Consider the following 17596-nt stretch of genomic DNA (forward strand, 5'->3'; position numbering starts at 1 on the left):
AGTCAACTACACCCCGGCCTGCTGCATGCCGCCGCACCCCGCGCGCCCGAGGTCCACCACGGTGACGCCGTCGGCCGTCGCCGCCCAGCTCGCGTCGGCGACGGCGCCGATCAGCCGGATGTGGCCGCGCCCGCACGCGCGGGCCGCGAGGTCCGCGAGGGCCCGCTTCTGCCGCTGGTCCAGGCAGCGGTCGAAGCCGTCGGCGAGGACGGTCAGGCTCTGGTACGCCTCCGGGACCTCCGCCACCGGGTCGACCTCCAGGACGCGGGGTCCGGTGAGCAGCACCAGGGCGAGCGCCAGGTAGCGCAGTTCGCCGTCGCCGAGGCGGCCCACGCAGGTCCGCACCCCGTCCCCGCGGTCGAGCACGGCCCGCAGCGCGCCCCGCGCCGTCGGCTCGGCCAGCACGTCGGCGACCGGCCCGGCGCAGCCGGCGCGCAGCGCGGCGACGAGCTGGGCGTGGCGGTGGCCGCACTCGGAGCGGGTGCGCCGCAGCACCTGGGCGAGGTTGTCGCAGCCGCTCAGCAGCCGGCTCTCGGCGACGGGCCCGGCGGGCACGGGCTCGCGCATCCGGCCGGGGCGCGGGTCGCAGGAGAACACCGAGCGCAGCGCGACGACGACCTGTTCGGCGGCGGCGAGCACGAGCCGCTGCCCGTCGGTCTTGCCCGCGACCCGCAGCGGCAGCAGCGCGGTGCCGAGCCGGTCGTCGGGCAGCGGCGCCCGGGTGACCGGCGCGGCGCCGGCCGTGTGCCAGGAGGCCTGGACGGCGCGGCGCCCGGGGTCCCGCAGCGCGGTCTCCAGGAGGGTGAGACCGTCGCGGGTCAGCCGCTCCCCCGCGATGCGCAGCTCCGGCTCGGCCTGGACGGCGACGTCGAGGCGGACGGGGCCCGCGGGGCCGTCGACGGTGCAGCCGATACGGAAGCCGCGGCGGGCCTGGCCGTCGGCGCGGGCGCGCTCGGGCACGCAGCGCGCGGGCTGCGGGAACACGTCGACGAGCTCCGCGCCCGCGCCGAGCAGCGCGAGGGCCTCGTACGCGCGCAGTGCACTCGTCTTGCCGCTGCCGCTCGGCCCCGCGAACAGGGTGAGCGGGCCGAGCGGGAACGCGGCGGCCCGGTGCCCGGCGAAGGCGGAGAGCCGTAGCTCGGTGACGCGCGGCTTGTCCCGGCCTGTCGGATCCTGCGCGAACGTCCGGCGGGAGTGCACAGTCATGCACGGGAAGTTAAGCCGCGGTGGCGCAGGCGAACCGTTTTGCCCCGCCACCCTTCGCCCGATCGGGCGATCACCGTACAATATGCCTCGTGAGCTGGGCAGTTGGGCTAGCCGCACCGGGAGCGCCCCGGGCCGCCGGACCCCCGCCCGAACCCTTGCGCGGATCCCCGTCGGGGCCGGACCGCTCGGCCCGGTTCCCGCTCAGACGGTGGCGGCCTCCACCAGGCCCTGCACCTCGGTGTCGGGCGGCGACAGCAGGAAGACGTTCTTCTCGACGCGGTGCATGCCGCAGCCCAGGCCGAAGACGACGCCGCTGCTGAAGTCGAGGACCCGCTTGGCGGTCTCGGTCTCGGCGCCGCTGAGGTCGAGCAGTACGGGGATCTGCGCCATCAGGTTCTCGGCGACCTCGCGGGCGTCGGAGAAGACGTTGACGCGCGTGACGACGAAGCGCCGCCGGGTCTCGGTCTCGGCGTCGGGCAGCGAGCGGTGGCCCGGCCACGACGGCCATTCGTTGCGACCGCGCAGCGGCACGACCTGCGCGAGCCCTTCCCACTGCTCGTCGGTGGCTTCGTTGCTGGTCACAGAGCAACCCCGTCCTGGCTCGTCCTCAACGTCCGTACCAGGCAATTCTTACGTCACCTCACCCGGTTGGCCCAATTGCGACACGAGGGTGACGACGCGCGCGACGGCGCTGCCGCCCCCGCGTCCCACCCCGCGCCACGCGTCTCACGACCCCGCTCCCCTCTCCCGTGTGCCCCCGCGTGCGGGAACCCTCCGCCCCCAGCCCGGGGCCGTCCCCACCCTCGTGCCCGGCACCGCGCGCGGGAACTCCCCCTTCTTGTCGGCGCGGGGCGCCCGTCGCCCGCCGCACGCGCCGCCGTCCGAACCCGGGAGCGCGGAGTGGAACACGAGGGCGCGAACGTCGAGTCGATGCGGACGGTCGTCCTCCGCGCCGGTCCCCGCGGGCAGGCGCATCACCCTGTTGGGACCGCGCGCGACCCCGGTGCGGCGCTGCCGCGCGGTGGAGGGCCGGTCAGGAGTCGGACGTACGGCGGTGCCGGTTCCCGGGCCCGCGCGTGACCCGCGCCACATGACGGGTCGGGGGCGGAGCGGCGGCCGAACAGGGCGGACCCCTCCGTCGGCGGCGGCAGGCGGATGCAAAGATGAGGCCGCCATGACTGGGGGCCGAAGCTGTCGCGCGGTACGGGCTGCGGTGTTCGCGGCCGCCTGTGTGCTGCTCGCGGCCACCGGCCACGCCCTGATGTCGGCGGCCCCGCTGCCCTGGTGGGCGCTGCCGTCGGCGGGCGCGGCGACGTTCGCGGGGGCCTGGTTCCTCGCCGGGCGTGAGCGCGGCGTCCTGGTGGTCACCTCCGCGTCCGTGGTGGCGCAGGGCGCCCTGCACGCGTGGTTCTCACTCGCGCAGACCGTGGCCCGGCCCCCGGCGGCGGGCGGCACATCCGTGGCCCGCCAGTGGGCACGCCATCTGCTCTGCGGGGCGGGCGGCACGGCGGAGATGTCCGAGGCGGACGCGCTCCGCGTCGTGACCGACGCGGGGTTGGGCGGCCGTCTGCACGAGGCGGTCGGGCAGGCCGGGCACGCCGGGCACGCGATGGGCCTGCGGGACGCTGTGCCCTCGGGCCATGGTGGGCACGACATGTCGCACCTGTCCTCCGCCGGAGGCGGCGGCGCCCCGAACGGCACGATGTCCGGCGCGGCCGGTGCCGTCGATACCGTCGATGCGGCCGGTGCCGTCGACGCCGTGTCCGGCGCGGCAGACGGGATGCAGGGGCTGCACGGCGGGCACGTCATGGGCGGCCTGCACGACCTGCACGGCACACCCGGCACGCACGGCGGCGACCTCATGGGTGACCTGCACGGCGGGCACCTCATGACCGGCCTGCACGACCTGCACGCCGGACACGCCGAGCACGACATGGGAGGCATGTCGCCGCTCGGCATGCTCGCCGCGCACCTGCTGGCCGCGCTGCTGTGCGGCCTGTGGCTCGCGTACGGCGAGCGCGCCGCCTTCCGCATCGGCCGCGCCGTGGCGGGCTGGCTCGCCGCGCCGCTGCGCCTCGTACTGCCGCGGCCCCTGCCCCCGCACCGGCCGCAGCCGCGCCCGCGCCGTGACCACGGCGCGCGGCGGCTGCGGCGGCTCCTCCTCGTCCACGCCCTCACCACACGGGGTCCGCCACCCGGGCTCGCTGTCGGCTGACAGGACCGCCGACGGTCCCCTCGACGGGACCGCCGACGGAGGCACCCGCGGAACCGCCCACAGGTCCGCTGCCAGGGCCACCACGAACGGCCCTCGCCCACGGCCATCACCAACGGCCCTCACCAGGACCACCGTCGCGATGACTGACGTGCTCACTGTCGGCTGACAGCCGGTTTCCCGGCCCGCCACGACGACGCCCGGCGGCGCAACCCGTGCCGCCCGCCCGGCCCGGCGCACCCCGCGCCGCGCCGCTCCTCGTCGTACGCGCGACCGGGCAGCGGCCCGTGCCGCCCCGCCAGGGGCCCGCAGGGCCGTACGTCACCCGTCACCGGCGGCGCCCGCGCGCACCGCGCGCTCCGGGCGCAACCGGAACCGAACTCCGGCTTCCGTGAAGGACATCAGGCGATGACTCCTGCTCCGACGACTCCACCTGCCCGAAAACTCCCGCAAGGCCACCGCCCCTGCCGGTCGGCGGACCCGGACGGCCCGCGTCCGGCCCCGGCCCCGGACGCGTCCCGGACGACCACGCGCGCGGACACCCGCACCACCCGGGCCACCTCCGTCACCCCCGTCAACCCCGTCAGCCCCGTCGGCCCGGTCACTCCCGTCGGCCCCGTCAGCCGAAGCACCCGGCGCACCGACACCGCCGACGAACCCGTCACGCGGCTCGCGCTCGCCGCGCGCGACGGGGACCCCGAGGCCGTCGACCGGTTCGTACGGGCGCTGCACCGCGACGTACTGCGCTACGTCGCGCACCTGAGCGCCGACCCGCAGGCCGCCGACGACCTGGCGCAGGACACGTTCCTGCGGGCGCTCGGCAGCCTGCACCGGTTCGAGGGGCGGTCGTCGGCGCGGACCTGGCTGCTGTCCATCGCGCGCCGCACGGTCGTGGACAGCCTGCGCCACGCAGCGGCCCGGCCGCGGCTCTCGGACCGCGACGACTGGCAGGCCGCCGCGGAGCAGGCACAGCCGCGCGGCCTGCCCGGGTTCGAGGACGGCATCGCGCTGGCCGAACTCCTCGCCGCGATCCCGGCGGAGCGACGCCAGGCGTTCGTCCTCACCCAGGTCCTGCAGCAGCCGTACGCGGAGGCGGCCGCGGCCATCGGCTGCCCCGTCGGCACGGTCCGCTCCCGCGTGGCACGCGCCCGGGCCACGCTGATCGAGGCCTTGGCCGCGGCGTAGGCGCGTACGCCCGGGGGCGGCGTCGTGGCGCGCCGCCCCCGGGGCGCCCTGTCGCGCGCGGCGGGCGCCCTGCCCGCGCGGGCGGCTCCCCGCTAGGCTTCGCCGAGATCATGGAGTACGACATTCCGCGGGAGGCGGCGCCGATGCGGGGGCACCCGCCGGACGGAGCGGACGGGCCGACCGAGCCGGACGGCCCAGACGGGCCAGACGGGCCAGACGGGCCGAGCCGAGCACGCGAGCCGCACGTCCAGGGCGGCGGTGGCCATGAAAGGGAAGCCGCGTCCGCGCCCGTGCCCGTAGCCGTGTGGGACGCGATGCGGCACCTGCCGCCGCACCGGTTCCTGTTCTCCTCGTGGCCGTTGCGCTGCTGGGCGTACCTGTGCGGCGGCGTCCCGCTCGGTTTCGCGGTGCTCCTGGCGATGGCGGCGCTCCTCGTCGGCGGGCTCGTGCTGTCCGTCGTCGGCGTCGGCCTCGCCCTGCTGGTGGGGGCCGCGCTCGCCGGGCTCCCGCTCGGGCGCCTGGAGCGGCGCCGCCTGCGGCTCGTCGAGCCGCAGCCGCTGCCGGACCCGCACCGGCCCGTGTCGGACGCCGGGCTCCGGGCCTGGCTGCGGACCCGGTGCGGGGAGCGGGCGACGTGGCGGGAGCTCGGCTACGCGTGGCTGCTCGCGCTGGTGTCTCCCGCCGTGGGGCTCGGCGTGGCGCTGCTCCTGCTCTTCGCGGGCCTGCTGGTCGTGTCGCCCGTCCTCGTGTGGGCGCTCGCCCCGGACACGGTGATGATCATCCCGGGCGAGGCGGTGCCCCACCCCCTCGCGGCCCTGCCGTTCACCGCCGTGGGCGCCCTGGCACTCGCCCTGGCCGCCTACGCGGCGGGCCTGCTCACCGGCGTACACGTACGGACGGCGCACTTCCTGCTGGCGCCCCGCGACGAGCCGCTGACGCGGCACGTCCGCGAACTCACCCGCTCGCGCGCCCGCCTGGCCGACGCCTTCGAGGCCGAGCGGCGCCGCATCGAACGCGACCTGCACGACGGGGCGCAGCAGCAGTTGGTCGCGCTCACCATGACCCTGGGCTTCGCCGAGATGGAGCTCGGGGACGGCAACCCCGCGGTGGCCGAGCTCCTCGCCCGCGGCCGCGGTGAGGCGCGGCGCGCGCTGGAGCAACTGCGCGACCTGGTCCGCGGCATCCACCCGCAGGTCCTCACCGACCACGGCCTGGCGGCCGCCGTCACGGAGGTCGCGCTGCGCCACCCCGTGCCCGTCGCCGTCGACATCGACCTGCCGCACCGGCTGCCGGACGCCGTGGAGACCACCGCGTACTTCACGGTGACCGAGGCCCTGGCCAACGCGGCGAAGCACAGCGGTGCCGGCCGGGTGACGGTGACCGGCAGGCTCCGGAACGGACGCCTTACGCTGAGGATCACCGACGACGGCCGCGGCGGCGCCGACCCGGCGCGCGGCACCGGCCTGACGGGCCTGGCGGACCGGCTGGCGATCCTGGACGGACGGCTGACGGTCGCGAGCCCCGTCGGCGGCCCGACCGAACTGACAGTGGAGGTTCCGTGCTCCGCGTAGTCCTCGCCGAGGACGCCGTACTGCTGCGCGCCGGGCTCGTGGAGCTCCTCACGCGCGGCGGCCACGAGGTGGCCGCGGCGGTGGGCGACGCCCCCGCCCTGAAGCGCGCGGTGGAGTCCGAGGTTCCGGACATCGTGGTCACCGACGTCCGCATGCCGCCCGGCTTCCGCGACGAGGGGCTCAAGGCGGCCCTCGAACTCCGCGCCGACCACGCCGACTTGCCGGTCCTGGTCCTCTCCCAGTACGTCGCCACGGCGTACGCGACCCAGCTCCTGTCCGGCGGCGGCACGAGCCTGACCGGCCTCGGCTACCTCCTCAAGGACCGGGTGGGCGAGGTGGCGGACTTCCTCGACGCACTGCGCCGGGTGGCCGCCGGCGAGACGGTCGTCGACCCGGAGGTCGTCCGCGTCCTCCTGGCCCGCCGCACCCGGCCCCTGGCCCGCCTCACGCCCCGCGAACACGAGGTCCTGGCCCTGATGGCCCAGGGCCTCACCAACCAGGCCGTCGCCCACCGCCTCACGGTCACCGAGGCCTCGGTGGTGAAGCACGCGAGCAACATCTTCGCCAAGCTCGACCTGGACCCCGCCGAGGGCAACCGCAGGGTCCTCGCGGTCCTGGCCCACCTCCGCGACAGCGCCACGGAGGAACCGCCGCCGCCCTCGCCCTGAGGCCCGCCCCTCGCACCCACCGCGGCGAATCCGGCCATGCCCACCCCGCCCCGAGCGCCTCACGGGACGACCCGCGCCCCTCCCAACTGCGGGAACCCACGGCTCCGCGCCCCGGCCACAAGCGCCCGTTCCAGCCATACGGCAGCAGGCGATTGATCGCTTCACAACTCAACGGCTAGCGTCCTCGTGGGCACGCGGTCCGAGGACACACCTACTCCGCGCGGGCCTTCCGCGCCGTGAAGTTCCTGGGTACCGGGGGGGTACTCGATGATCCTCATGCTGCACCGCCCGGCCGGTCCGGCACCTGCCGCGCCCGCCGTCCCGAAGCCCGGCACCCGCTCCGGCTCCTGTGCCCGCACCGCACTCAGCGCCAGGACGGAAGCGACTCCGATCAGCACGGCCACGTCCCCGGCGACGCCTGCGCCCGGTCGAGACAGGCGGGCGCCCGGCACACCTCGTACGACCGGTACGGCCCACACGGCACGCCGACCCCACGCGTCCCCTACGTCCCACACGGCTCGCCGTACCGCGACGACCTGCGCGCCCGACGACACGGACCGGACCACCGAACGCCCACCGCGCTCCGCCTGACCACACACCACACCACACCCGCACCACATCGCACCGCACCGCACTCCATCTCGCCGCGCGTGCGCGGAACCACCGCGCAGAACGGTACAGAACAGTGCAGACAGCGCAGAACAAGCACAGAGAGGGCGACATGACTTCACCGACCACAGTCATACGGTCCGCCGGGAACCTGGTGACCGAGCTCTTCACCATCATCGACGCGGCACGCTGGGACGACCTAGGCCTCGTCTTCGCCGAGGACTGCGTCTACGACCGCCCCGGCTACGACCCGCTGCGGGGCCTGGCGGAGATCGAACACTTCTACCGGGTCGAGCGTGTGGTCGCCACCGGCCACCACCAAGTACGGCACGTGGTGAGCGACTTGGAGACGGCCGCGTGCTGGGGCCGGTTCACCGGCACGAGCCGCACCGGCGCGCCCCTCGACGAACAGTTCTCGGACGCGTACACCGTCCGCGACGGCAAAATCATCAGCCGCCGCACCTACTTCTACCGCCCGGCGATCTGACACCACCACCTCCCGCGCCACCGCCACAAGAGCCGCCCCTGCCACCGGAACACTCCGGCAGCGGGGGCGCCCCGGGGGACTCTGCACACGAACGCGGGTGGACCACCCATATGAACATGGGCGTCCCGCTCCATCGAGGAGCGGAGCGACATCCAGCAGCCCGCTCCGGACGTGATCTACGAGAAAACGTTCGTCAACCGGACCGACCCACGACCGGTCACATGGACCGCCGGGTCGAGTTCTCGGTCTCGAACACGCTCAGTTGGTCGCTCCAGGATCGGAATCCTGTTCCAGGTCGACCTGCGGCAGCAGGGCGAACCGCAGCAGCTCGCCGACGGCCTGGGCACGCCCACCACCGCGGCGGTCAGGACCGTCAGCGGCGCCTTCGCCCCCCACGGCGTCCCCCTGGACGGCACCACCGGCACGGTCTACGCCACCACCTGGGAGGGCCAACTCTGGCGCTTCTCCCTGCACGCCCTCCAGAGCCGCGAGCTGATCGAGATCAAGACGGGAGCATAAGGCGCACTCTCGGGCGAACGGTGCCACACTCGACAACGTGCCAGAACCGGACCCCCACCTCACCCACCACCTGGAGCAGGTCATCATGAACCTGCTGGACCGGCGCGCGGCCACCGCGTCGATCTGCCCGTCTGAGGCCGCGCGCGAGGCCTACGAAGGCGACGACGAAGGCTGGCGCGCCCTGATGGAACCCACCCGCCGAGCAGCCTGGCGCCTGGCAGCAGCCGGCAAGGTACAGGTAACCCGATCCGGCCACCCCGTCACCGACCCCGCCACCCCCGGCCCGATCCGCATCCGCCGCGCGAACCCGTCGTAACGCGCCGGCTCCGGACGACAGCCCCATCCGCGCCGGGCACCGCACTGCGGTCGGCACCTGAGGGGCAGCATCCCGCAGAGACGGGAACCAGTCGGTCAGCGTCCCTCAGGAGGTTTGAGCACTGCCACCCACTCCCTATGCTGCGCCTCCCTCTGGCGCTGCGCGGTGTCCGCTACACGCCTGCGTCGCATGATCTGCTGCGCCGCAACCTGACCGTGTACAGAGTCGCTGGCCTCGTCCTGCTGTTTGTCGACGGCAAGCTGATCGACTTCCTCTTTTCGGTCCGGGCCTGAGGTGCAGCAGCGCCAGGGCAGTGTCAGGAGAAGCCCGTAGAGCTTGTCCGAGGGAGTCGCACAAGATTCGATGGGAAGCATGAACAGCGCGTGGCTCCTGCTCGACCGGCCACCTCATCAGGCGTGGCCATGTCACACTCCCCGCTCTCCGGGCGCGTTGGCCACTCCACGCTGACGCCCGACCGCCGCACCGCTGTTCCGGGGCACCGTTACCGTACCGGTCCGGTGCCCCTTTCACGTTCCCCTACACCTATCCCTGGCCCTTCGGCCGTATGGAGCACCAGGCCGACCGTGGATGCGACATCGTGCATTTCGGGGGCGCGGTTCAGCGACCGGTGTAGAGGAATCGCAGGTATCGCACGAGAGACAGCCTGCGCCGGTGAGCCTCAGCTGTCTCGGCAGCAGAGCTCAGTGCCGCATGGCGCGCACTGTTCTGCTGGAGCGTAACCGCGCGCCGGCTGAACTCCTTCCGCTGTCGGCGGGCCCGCTCGTCGGCCAGGGCGTTCTCCTGGGTAAGCCGCGCCTGGCCGTCCTCCAACTCCTGCTGAGCCTTCGTCCGTGCGGCTTCAGCTGCCGCGTCCACGGAGCGCAGCTCAGTGGTGAGGCGGGTGCGCCGGACCTCGATGCCCTGGTCGATCGACTGTCGTTCCTGTGCGGTGAGCGCGGTGGGCTGATCGGCTTCGGCAGCGGCGACCAGTTGCCTGCGCCAGACATCGAGTGCGATGGCCTTGGCCTCACCGATGCCCTGGACATCGATGCGGCGGCCGTTGCTGAGTACCAGTTCGGCACCGACGCTGTTGTATTGCGCATTTTGCACGGTACGGTATCCGGTGAAGTCGGCTGCGGTACGGACCCCCGCTGCCGCAAGCCGCGCGGCCAGTTTCGGTCCGATGCCGTACGGCGGATTCCGGGCGATCAGCTGTCCTCCGAGACGGTCCCGCACATAGGCGGACTGCCGAGCGGCAAGCGCCGTTCGTAACGCTTTCCCTCGCTCCGCCGAAAGCCCGGCGATCTTCTTGTCCAGCTCCTGCCGCTTACGGATCCTGCGCTTCTCGATCTGCTGGAGCTCTGCCTGATAGCTCGCGGTGAGTTTGCTCTGTGCTCGCGGATGGTCCGCGGTGCGCTTCGTCTCTGCGGCGTCGAACTTCGCCCGGTCCTTGCGTAGCTTCCCCTCGGCCTTGAGCGGGTCGTCGAGCTGGCCCAGTTCCGCCGTGAGTTCGGAGAGAACGGCCCGTGCCTGAGTCCACTCCGTGCGGCGGGCCCGCCCGAACACCGAGAACGCGACGGCGGCGAGCACCGGCACTGCCGGACCGAACGGGGCCGTCGAGAGGCTCACGAAAAGTGCCAGTACGGTCACCGCCAACATCAGGGGCCAGACGACGGCTACGGCGACATCCAGTGGCGTCCTGACCTGAAATCTGTCTGGTGGGGCGACCGAGGGCGCGGGCTGTGGGGGCGACGCCGCAGAGGTAATGTGTCCTGCCATCCAGTCGGGTAGGCCGCCCGCCCCCGGGGCGGTGGCCCCACTGTGAGCAGTGGTGTCCGTGATCACCGTTGCGGCTGGGCGCTGCCTGGGCACGGCCAGGGTGAGTGGTGGCAGCATGTCCAGGGGCTGGCAGGCCAGGGTCCGCACCTGGTCGGCGAGTCCGCTCACCATACGGTCGGGATGAGTGAGCAACGTCTGCAATCGTGCGGACTCGGCCGGGCTCGTAAAATCTTCCTCGGTGAGCAGGAGGAATTCACCGCTGGGTTCATGCAACCGGGACCACAGAGCCGGTTCCGAGGCGATCGCCTTCAACGAGAGGAAGATGACCCAGGTGGAGAACCGGTCAAGATCTACTCCGAAGTCGTCGTTACCCCGCAGGGGCGACTGATAGTTCCGGTGCCCTCGCTCGGTCCCTCCGAGGCCGGCCAGTGCCGGGACATACATGCCGTCGTAGTCGACCAGTCGCAAGGTGTCGTCGCTCGCCACGAGCAGGTTGCCGTGCTGCAGATCGCCATGGGCGATCTGGTGGTCCGCCAGGTCTCGGGTCAGTTCCTCGAACCGGTCAGCCAGGCGATCCACGGCGATCCGATCCGCATGGTTGTCATCGAGCCAGGACGACAGGGTGACGGCCTCGGCCCACTCCATCTTGAGTACCGGGTAGCGTTCCCGCCCGACGCTGATGGCGTCGGGAAGGTATTCGAAACCGAGGTTCCACGGCTGAGAGAGCTCCGCCGGGTCGAGCAGGGCGAGACGGGAGCTGATGGCCTCGTACCGGCGTTCCTGCTCCGGGACGTGACGGGTGAAGCACTTGACCGCGTACCGTCGGCCCGATGTTGGTGAGGTCAGGGAGAAGACACTGGCGAAGGCGCCGGAGATGGGGCGCGGCAGACCGAGTCCGGTCAGCTCGGGCCGAGCGCCCTTGAGTTCTGGATGATGGAAGCACAACTGGGTGTGCTGCAGAGCTTCCGCATACTCGGCACCGCTGGGGAACCGGCGCTGTGAACCGGTGGCCGGGCCCATGTTCACCGTCCCTCGAAATCGATCCGCACGAACGCCACGTCGTCATTGCGCAACTGCTGACTGTCCCGCAGCCCGTTCAGCCAGTTGTTAAAGTCGTCCAGGTCGTCGGGCCCGGCGTATTCGAGGAGCTGGCCGACGGCGTCAGCCTGGTCCGGAGCCGACATGAGCCAAGCGGCCAGAGCGTCCGTCATCAGGAGCAGGCGGTCTCCCGGCCGACAGTTCCCTCCGGTGAACCTCGTACGGTCGGCAAGGAGCACGGCGTCACGGTTCCGGCTGCTGAAGAGATCGGGAGTGGTGCCGAATTCCTCGACGGCCGACACAGGGAACGTCTGTATCAACTGGTTGTCGCGTAGGTGGAACAGGCAGCTGTCCCCGAGGGCAGCGGCACGCCACCGCCAGGACGGTGCCGTTTTACCGTTGTGGGCACCGCTCTCCGGGTCGACGCGCAGCGTGAGCAGCGTCGCGTAGGCGCCCTCCTCAAGCTTGGTGTGCTCGTACCACTTCAGTGGACGCCCGTCTGCCTGGCGAGCCATTGTGTAGTCGGCCAGCCAGGGCCCCCACCGGGCCACCACGGCCTCTGCGAACTGCTCGAAGGAAGTTCCGCCTGCCAGTACGTCCGGCCACGCCATGGCGTGTTCGGCCGCGGTGCGGGACAGCAGCCTGGCCCAGTCCTTGGCCAGTGCGCTTTCCGTGGCTCCGTCGCAGATGCCTGCCGCGAATGGCTCCCGCAGCATGTGATCGTGCGGATGCCCGGGAAGCACGGCGACGGCGTCCTCGCATTCCGCTGCCGTGCTTCCCTTCTTGGGAGCCACCAGATGCGTGACGTACACGCAGGAAGTGGAGGTCGTCACCGCAGTTCGGTGGCCCGAGTTCCGATGTCGAGGAACTGGATGACCGTGGTGATGTCTGCGTTGTAGACGAACCCGCGAGTGGTCTCGCTGACTCGCTGCCCCTGCGAGGCCGCGTACGACCGCATGTGGCTCGGCAACGGGCTGGACATGCCGAACAGGGTCCGGGCGTAACTGTCAGGGAGGGTGTCGGCCGAGTCGGGGAACGCGGTCGGTGTACCGCCCGCCGCGGACACATGCAGATTGAACAGCAGTGCCGCTCCATCCGCTGTGGCGTGGGAGGTGACGGCCTCGGCGGCAGCGGTGGGGTCGCCGTCGGTCGACTCGCCATCCGTCAGGTTGATGACGATGGGCGGGAAACCGGCCGGATACTGCTCGGTCCAGCCGGCGACGAGTCCCTCCGCGTACTGCAACGCACGGTTCATCGGGGTCCCCCCGTGGGCTCTCGGATCCATCCATAGAGGGAAGTTGACGGCGGTCTCCACCAGTCCACCGGCACCGTCGGGAACCTTCTTGCTTCGCTCGTCGATGCGGGCCGGGTTGTCCGCCACCTCGCTCAGGGGAACGAGGTCCCGTCCTTCGAGCGGCCCCGCGAGCGCCGAGCCCACGGTGGCTCCGTAGCCGATGACCGCGACGTGGAAGTAGTCGCGTACACCCTCTTCTTTCGCGCATTTGACGGAAAGTTCGGTGAGCAGGCGGTTGATGGCGTCGGCAACGACATCTGCCTTCTGCTGCGGTACTTCACCACCAATGGGATCGCTCATGGAGGTCGACTGGTCGACGAGGAAGATGATGCTCGTCGGATTGGAGCGGCTGATCTCTGCTGTGTACGGCACGGTGAACTCCTGGCGAATTGCGGGGAAACCGGTCGTCGGAGAAGCTCGTACGCATGCCGACGCGGGGGCTCCCGGCGTGCGGGCCGGGACACCGAGATTCCCCGGTCCGATGATAGGGACAGGCTTCGGCTGTCGCAGTCATATCGCTCTTCGCGCTCATCCCGATGCGTTCTTCAGCGCTGCCCGCCCCTCCCTGCACATTCAGTTGTCGAGCCGGCCCACCACCCGTTCCGTCCGCCCGTCCCATACCTGCCAGGCAGGGATCCGCACGCCGTTGGGCAGCAGGGCTGTTCGACCGAGGGCGAGTCTCAGGTGACGTGCGGCCTCTGTGCCGGTGGATGCACCGTGGTCGAGACGGATCCGAGCGCACTTTGAACTGCGGCGGACGTCGAAGTCGTAGGGGTAGCCGTCCACCACGGCATTCCGGTCGATCAGGACTCCCGGGATCGCGTCCGTCAGCAGGTACTGCAACCGGTCGCCGACGTCTTCGTCGGAATGTTCCGGGTGAACACCGTTTGCAGGGAGGCCATCCTTGGCCTCTGCCGCGTCGAGGAGTGCGTGCGGCATGCCGGGCCGGACCGCCCAGAAGTCGCGGTCGCCGAACACGATGAGATGCGAACGGGCCCGTGTGATGGCCACGTTCCAGAGGTTGACCTCGCGGGAAAGCCAGTTGACCGCGCTCGGACGCATCCGGTCGGACGCGACGAGGGACAGCAGGATCACATCCTGCTGTCCTCCCTGGAAGGTGTGCACCGTCCCGACCCTGACCCGTGGTTCGTGCCGCCAGCGATCGGCGATGAGGTCCTTCTGGGCCCGGAAGGGAGTGACGACGCCTACGGTCGAACCGTGCGGAAGCCGCTTGAGCAGACGCTCCACCGAGAGATGTACGCGGTCGGCTTCGTCCTGGTTCAGCCACGACCCGTTGTGGCCCCTGCGCGCCGTCCCCTTCACGTCGAGCCACTGCACGGCGTCGACTCCGTTGATGCGCCGCAGCGACCGGGGGTCGGTGAGGACGGTCAGTCGGCCGCCGTAGCAGTGGCGGTTCGCGATGCCGACGATGTCCGGGTGGCAGCGGAAGTGCTCGTCGAGCAGCAGTGTCTCACCTGCCGCATGGGCAGCCGCATGGAAGGCGGAGTAGCGGCGGTGCTCAAGCCGGTGCTCGTCGAGCCAGCTCGCCCGCAGTCCTGCTTCCCGGTGCGCCTCTGCTTCCTGGCGTGGCTGCAATGTGGTGATGTGCTGCAGCTGCATGGGGTCGCCGATCACCAGGGCGCGCCGGGCTCGGAAGAGCAGCGGCAGCACATCCGGTGCGGAGCACTGGCTGGCTTCGTCCACGATGGCCAGGTCGAAGAGGGCGGCCCGGTCCCGGAACCGCCGTGCGGAACGCGTGGTGACGGCCCAGCCCGAGACCTGCGGCAGGAGGCGGTCCAGGGTCGACCACTGCCTCGGTGAATGCGCCCGCACGGCCTCGATGCGCTCGTGGATGGCGGCACGGGCAGTCATCGCCTGCTCCGCCACCGATGACTGCAGCAGTGTTGTCGCGGCCTCACGGACCCGCTGGTCGGCATCCTGAAGCGTGGCGTGGAGCTGGGCGTCGTCGGGCGCCGCTTCAGCCGCGGTGCGCATTCGCCGCCAGTCGGCTTCCGCTTCGGCGAACATCAGCAGTTCGGCGAAGTCCTTACGGTCCGCGACCTGGACCGGCACAGGGTCGAGCCTGCGCACGCACCGGCCGCGCAGCCATCCCCCGAAGATTCCGAGACGGGCCGCCGTACGGGCCCGGCGCAGCCACCGTCCCAGGGAGGCGTCGTCGCCCAGCGCGGTGGCGAGTGTCCTGGGGTCCTGGTGGTGCTTCTCCGCGTAGGCGGAACGCAGTCGGCCGAGGTCGGCGAGGTCCCTCTCCCGGCGCGCGATCTCTGCGAGCCTGTGCCGCAGCGACTCCTGTGTGCGGAGATGGTTCCGCAGTTCGCCCCGGTGCGTCTGGGAGGACTGCCGGGGCCGGACGCTGCGGGTGAGTTCCTCCAAGGTGCGCACCTCCTTGTCGACGACCGACTGCGCGCCTGTCCGCACGAGAAGCCCGGGGGCGAGTTGCTCGCACCGCTGCCAGACCTCGTCCACCGCCTTGTTGTTGGTGGAGGCGACGAGCACGGTCTGTCCGGCTGCCCTGGCGGTGGCGACCGTGTTGACGATGAGCTGGCTCTTGCCTGTGCCGGGTGGTCCGGTGGCGACCGTGAGCCTGCGGACCATGGCGGCCCGGATAACGGCTTCCTGTCCTTCGTTGAGTTCCAGTGGCGCGACGATCTGTACGTCCTGTTCGGCGCTCGGCTCTTTTTCGCCCTGCGCAGTGAACGCTCCGAGTGCCGTTTCCGGGAACTGTCTGATGCTCCGCTGCAGCGTCGTGTAGTCCTTCATCAGCTGTGCTGTGGCCGCGCTGTCCGACCGGGTCGCGTGGACGACCGCCACGTTGCGGACGCCCTCGTGTGCCGCGCGCAGCGAGCTGCCGTCGCCAAGGGCCCCAGGATCGAGATGTTCGGTGTCGGGCAGCCCGAGTTCCTGCAGCAGGCTGCGCAGGTCGCGGATCATGTCCTCGCGGAATCCCGGCCGCCAGTTGGGCTGGTAGACGGCGAGCAGTTCCCGTCCTTCGTCCTTGCCCAACCGGTTCAGGACGAGTTCGGGGTGGAGGACGATCGGTCCGGACGGCGTGACGACGCTGCGTCCCTGTGGTCCGCGTTCGACGTCGATCCGGCGCATGGCGAGCGGTGCGCACACCTGGCGCGTGCCGTCGTACAGCACGGCGACGGGGTACCCGTACCAGAGGTCGGCGCCGTCCTTCTGCGCCTGCTCGGCGAGGTCCACTACGCGTTGTGGTGCCTGCACACTGGATTCCGTGCCGGAGAGAAGAACTTCCTCCCCGGCCGGCCAGACCGTTCGCGGCGGGTCGCTGCCCGCCAGCGGCAGCAGTTCACCGGTGCGGCCCTCTGCCTCCAGGCATTGCTGGTAGTAGGCCAGCAGCCGGGTCCATTCGGCCTCGGTGAAGGCCGAGTCGTCGTGTGCCGCCTCGGTGGGCTCTACGGGCGCCGGCGACTTGTCTCCCGCGGTGTCGGTCACTGCGGTGAGCCCGGCGGGCAGCGGCTTGAGCGCGGGAATCTGGCGGCCGGTGGCGGCGCGGGCGAGATAGATGTCGCCGGTCACGGACAGGGTCGACTGGGTCGGCGTCTGCCGACGGCCGTCCGGTGCCTTCTGCAGGTCCCGGCTGATGTGACGGAACAGGTCGTTCGCGGAGATCTGCCCGTCGCCGTCCAGGTCCGCTCGTCCCGAATGCAGGCCGTCGACGATCGCCCGGGTGAACTGCGAAGGCTGGTCGGCATCCGTGGTAAACGCCTTCTCCCAGTGCTGGGAGGCGGTGATGACGTGTACTCCTCCGGCTTCGACCACCGGCATGGCGGCTGTCGCGGGTGCCCCTTTGCTGCGAAAGCCCTGCACCGCGCTACCGCTGAAACAGCAGTCGAGCAGCAGCACCTTGCGGCGGGCCGCGCACTTCTCCAACTGGTCGATGATGAAGCCTGCTTCGAGGGCTGTCTGATGCTCCCGCCCGGCCTCGGTGTCCGTGGTGACGAAGTACAGCTGACCGTCCTCGCGGTCGTACGCCCCGTGGCCACTGAAGTAGACCACCACCAGTTCATCCGGTTCCCGCGCACTCAGGAATCCCTCGATGGCCTGCTTGACCGCCGCTTTCGGCGAGTCCTCGACCCGGGAGCACTTCTCGTACCCTCCGACGGCGGGCATCTCAAGGACCTGGCCCAGGAAGTGGATGTCCGCGCGCACCGAAGGCAGGGCGGGGTAGCCCACGTCCTGGTGGGTGGCGGTGCCCACGAGCAGAGCATGCTTTCGGCTCACCGCCCGGCTCCGGGGCCGGCGCCCGAACTGCTGTTACTGCCACCATCCCGCAGCTCCCTGATCTCACGCCCGGAGACGCCACCCTGGAACTCTGTGACCGTGCCGTCCGGGTGTAGGACGCGTACCTTGCGGCTCTTACGGACGGCGACCCACGCCTTGATGGCGGTCCCGGCCAGCGTGAAAGATCCTCCCGTGAGAACAAGCACGACCTCCGGGGTCAGCAGCGCCGGCCCCTTCGAGCCCTCCGCGTCGTGTGCTGCTTCCGGTGGGGCGAAGCGCACCTCGGTGTCGTCCAACCGGCGCAGAACTTCGCGGAGTTCTCGCGCCTCCAGTTCCGCGTGATGCGGGTCCGCCCCGGACACCTGAATCCGCACGGACTCGGTCTGGCCGGTCATACTCCCCCTCAGGTGGCAAACTCATCGGCATACATAGCTAGTTGTTGGTTTTGC

At 71.4% G+C, this 17596-nt stretch carries 15 protein-coding genes; 8 read left to right on the top strand and 7 right to left on the bottom strand.

The window, feature by feature from the left end:
• Nucleotides 1–6 precede the first annotated feature (6 nt).
• Complete coding sequence (locus IE330_RS11895; RefSeq protein WP_190135901.1) at nt 7–1206, bottom strand: AAA family ATPase; 1200 nt, start codon at nt 1204–1206, stop codon at nt 7–9.
• A 201-nt stretch (nt 1207–1407) separates the two neighbouring features.
• Nucleotides 1408–1788, bottom strand: a complete 381-nt coding sequence (locus tag IE330_RS11900) for a cell division protein SepF (protein ID WP_030682464.1) — start codon at nt 1786–1788, stop codon at nt 1408–1410.
• A gap of 592 nt (nt 1789–2380) precedes the next feature.
• On the opposite strand from IE330_RS11900, the gene IE330_RS40030 reads away from it, so the two are divergent.
• The 8 genes from IE330_RS40030 (at nt 2381) to IE330_RS11940 (ending at nt 9066) form a co-directional block, all read left to right on the top strand.
• On the top strand, nt 2381–3421 hold the full coding sequence (locus IE330_RS40030; protein ID WP_190135902.1) for a hypothetical protein: 1041 nt from the start codon (nt 2381–2383) through the stop codon (nt 3419–3421).
• Between the two features lie 405 nt (nt 3422–3826).
• Nucleotides 3827–4603 (top strand): sigma-70 family RNA polymerase sigma factor, encoded by a 777-nt coding sequence (locus tag IE330_RS11910; RefSeq protein WP_229925579.1) that lies wholly within the window; start codon nt 3827–3829, stop codon nt 4601–4603.
• Nucleotides 4604–4893: 290 nt separating this feature from the next.
• Nucleotides 4894–6174: a sensor histidine kinase gene (locus IE330_RS11915; RefSeq protein ID WP_190135903.1), complete on the top strand. Its 1281-nt coding sequence runs from the start codon at nt 4894–4896 to the stop codon at nt 6172–6174.
• Nucleotides 6162–6842, top strand: coding sequence for a response regulator (locus IE330_RS11920; RefSeq protein ID WP_190135904.1), 681 nt, complete (start codon nt 6162–6164; stop codon nt 6840–6842). The genes IE330_RS11915 and IE330_RS11920 overlap by 13 nt, the downstream gene beginning before the upstream one ends.
• A 721-nt stretch (nt 6843–7563) precedes the next feature.
• Complete coding sequence (locus IE330_RS11925) at nt 7564–7938, top strand: nuclear transport factor 2 family protein (protein WP_190135905.1); 375 nt, start codon at nt 7564–7566, stop codon at nt 7936–7938.
• A gap of 171 nt (nt 7939–8109) precedes the next feature.
• Nucleotides 8110–8457 (top strand): hypothetical protein, encoded by a 348-nt coding sequence (locus IE330_RS11930; RefSeq protein WP_190135906.1) that lies wholly within the window; start codon nt 8110–8112, stop codon nt 8455–8457.
• 37 nt (nt 8458–8494) lie between these two features.
• A complete protein-coding gene (locus IE330_RS11935) occupies nt 8495–8773 on the top strand; it encodes a DUF3253 domain-containing protein (protein WP_268257284.1) in 279 nt (92 codons plus the stop codon).
• Nucleotides 8774–8910: 137 nt separating this feature from the next.
• The gene (locus IE330_RS11940) at nt 8911–9066 is read left to right on the top strand and encodes a hypothetical protein (RefSeq protein ID WP_190135934.1); all 156 of its coding nucleotides are present in this window, start codon (nt 8911–8913) and stop codon (nt 9064–9066) included.
• A gap of 325 nt (nt 9067–9391) precedes the next feature.
• Here IE330_RS11940 and IE330_RS11945 read toward each other — a convergent pair whose 3' ends face one another.
• The 5 genes from IE330_RS11945 to IE330_RS11965 all read right to left on the bottom strand — a co-directional run bounded on the left by IE330_RS11945 (nt 9392) and on the right by IE330_RS11965 (nt 17542).
• Nucleotides 9392–11572 carry a protein kinase family protein gene (locus IE330_RS11945; protein WP_229925580.1) on the bottom strand — a complete coding sequence of 727 codons (2181 nt, stop codon included), beginning with the start codon at nt 11570–11572 and terminating at the stop codon, nt 9392–9394.
• Nucleotides 11573–11574: 2 nt separating this feature from the next.
• Nucleotides 11575–12402 carry a hypothetical protein gene (locus IE330_RS11950; protein ID WP_229925581.1) on the bottom strand — a complete coding sequence of 276 codons (828 nt, stop codon included), beginning with the start codon at nt 12400–12402 and terminating at the stop codon, nt 11575–11577.
• A gap of 17 nt (nt 12403–12419) precedes the next feature.
• On the bottom strand, nt 12420–13256 hold the full coding sequence (locus IE330_RS11955; RefSeq protein WP_190135909.1) for a vWA domain-containing protein: 837 nt from the start codon (nt 13254–13256) through the stop codon (nt 12420–12422).
• Between the two features lie 201 nt (nt 13257–13457).
• Nucleotides 13458–17147, bottom strand: coding sequence for a caspase, EACC1-associated type (locus IE330_RS11960; protein ID WP_268257285.1), 3690 nt, complete (start codon nt 17145–17147; stop codon nt 13458–13460).
• Nucleotides 17144–17542, bottom strand: coding sequence for an effector-associated constant component EACC1 (locus tag IE330_RS11965; RefSeq protein WP_190135911.1), 399 nt, complete (start codon nt 17540–17542; stop codon nt 17144–17146). Before IE330_RS11965 ends, IE330_RS11960 begins: the two co-directional genes overlap by 4 nt.
• Nucleotides 17543–17596: the final 54 nt, after the last annotated feature.

It is taken from the genome of Streptomyces longispororuber (assembly GCF_014656095.1).
GTDB classification, from domain to species: Bacteria; Actinomycetota; Actinomycetes; order Streptomycetales; family Streptomycetaceae; genus Streptomyces; species Streptomyces longispororuber.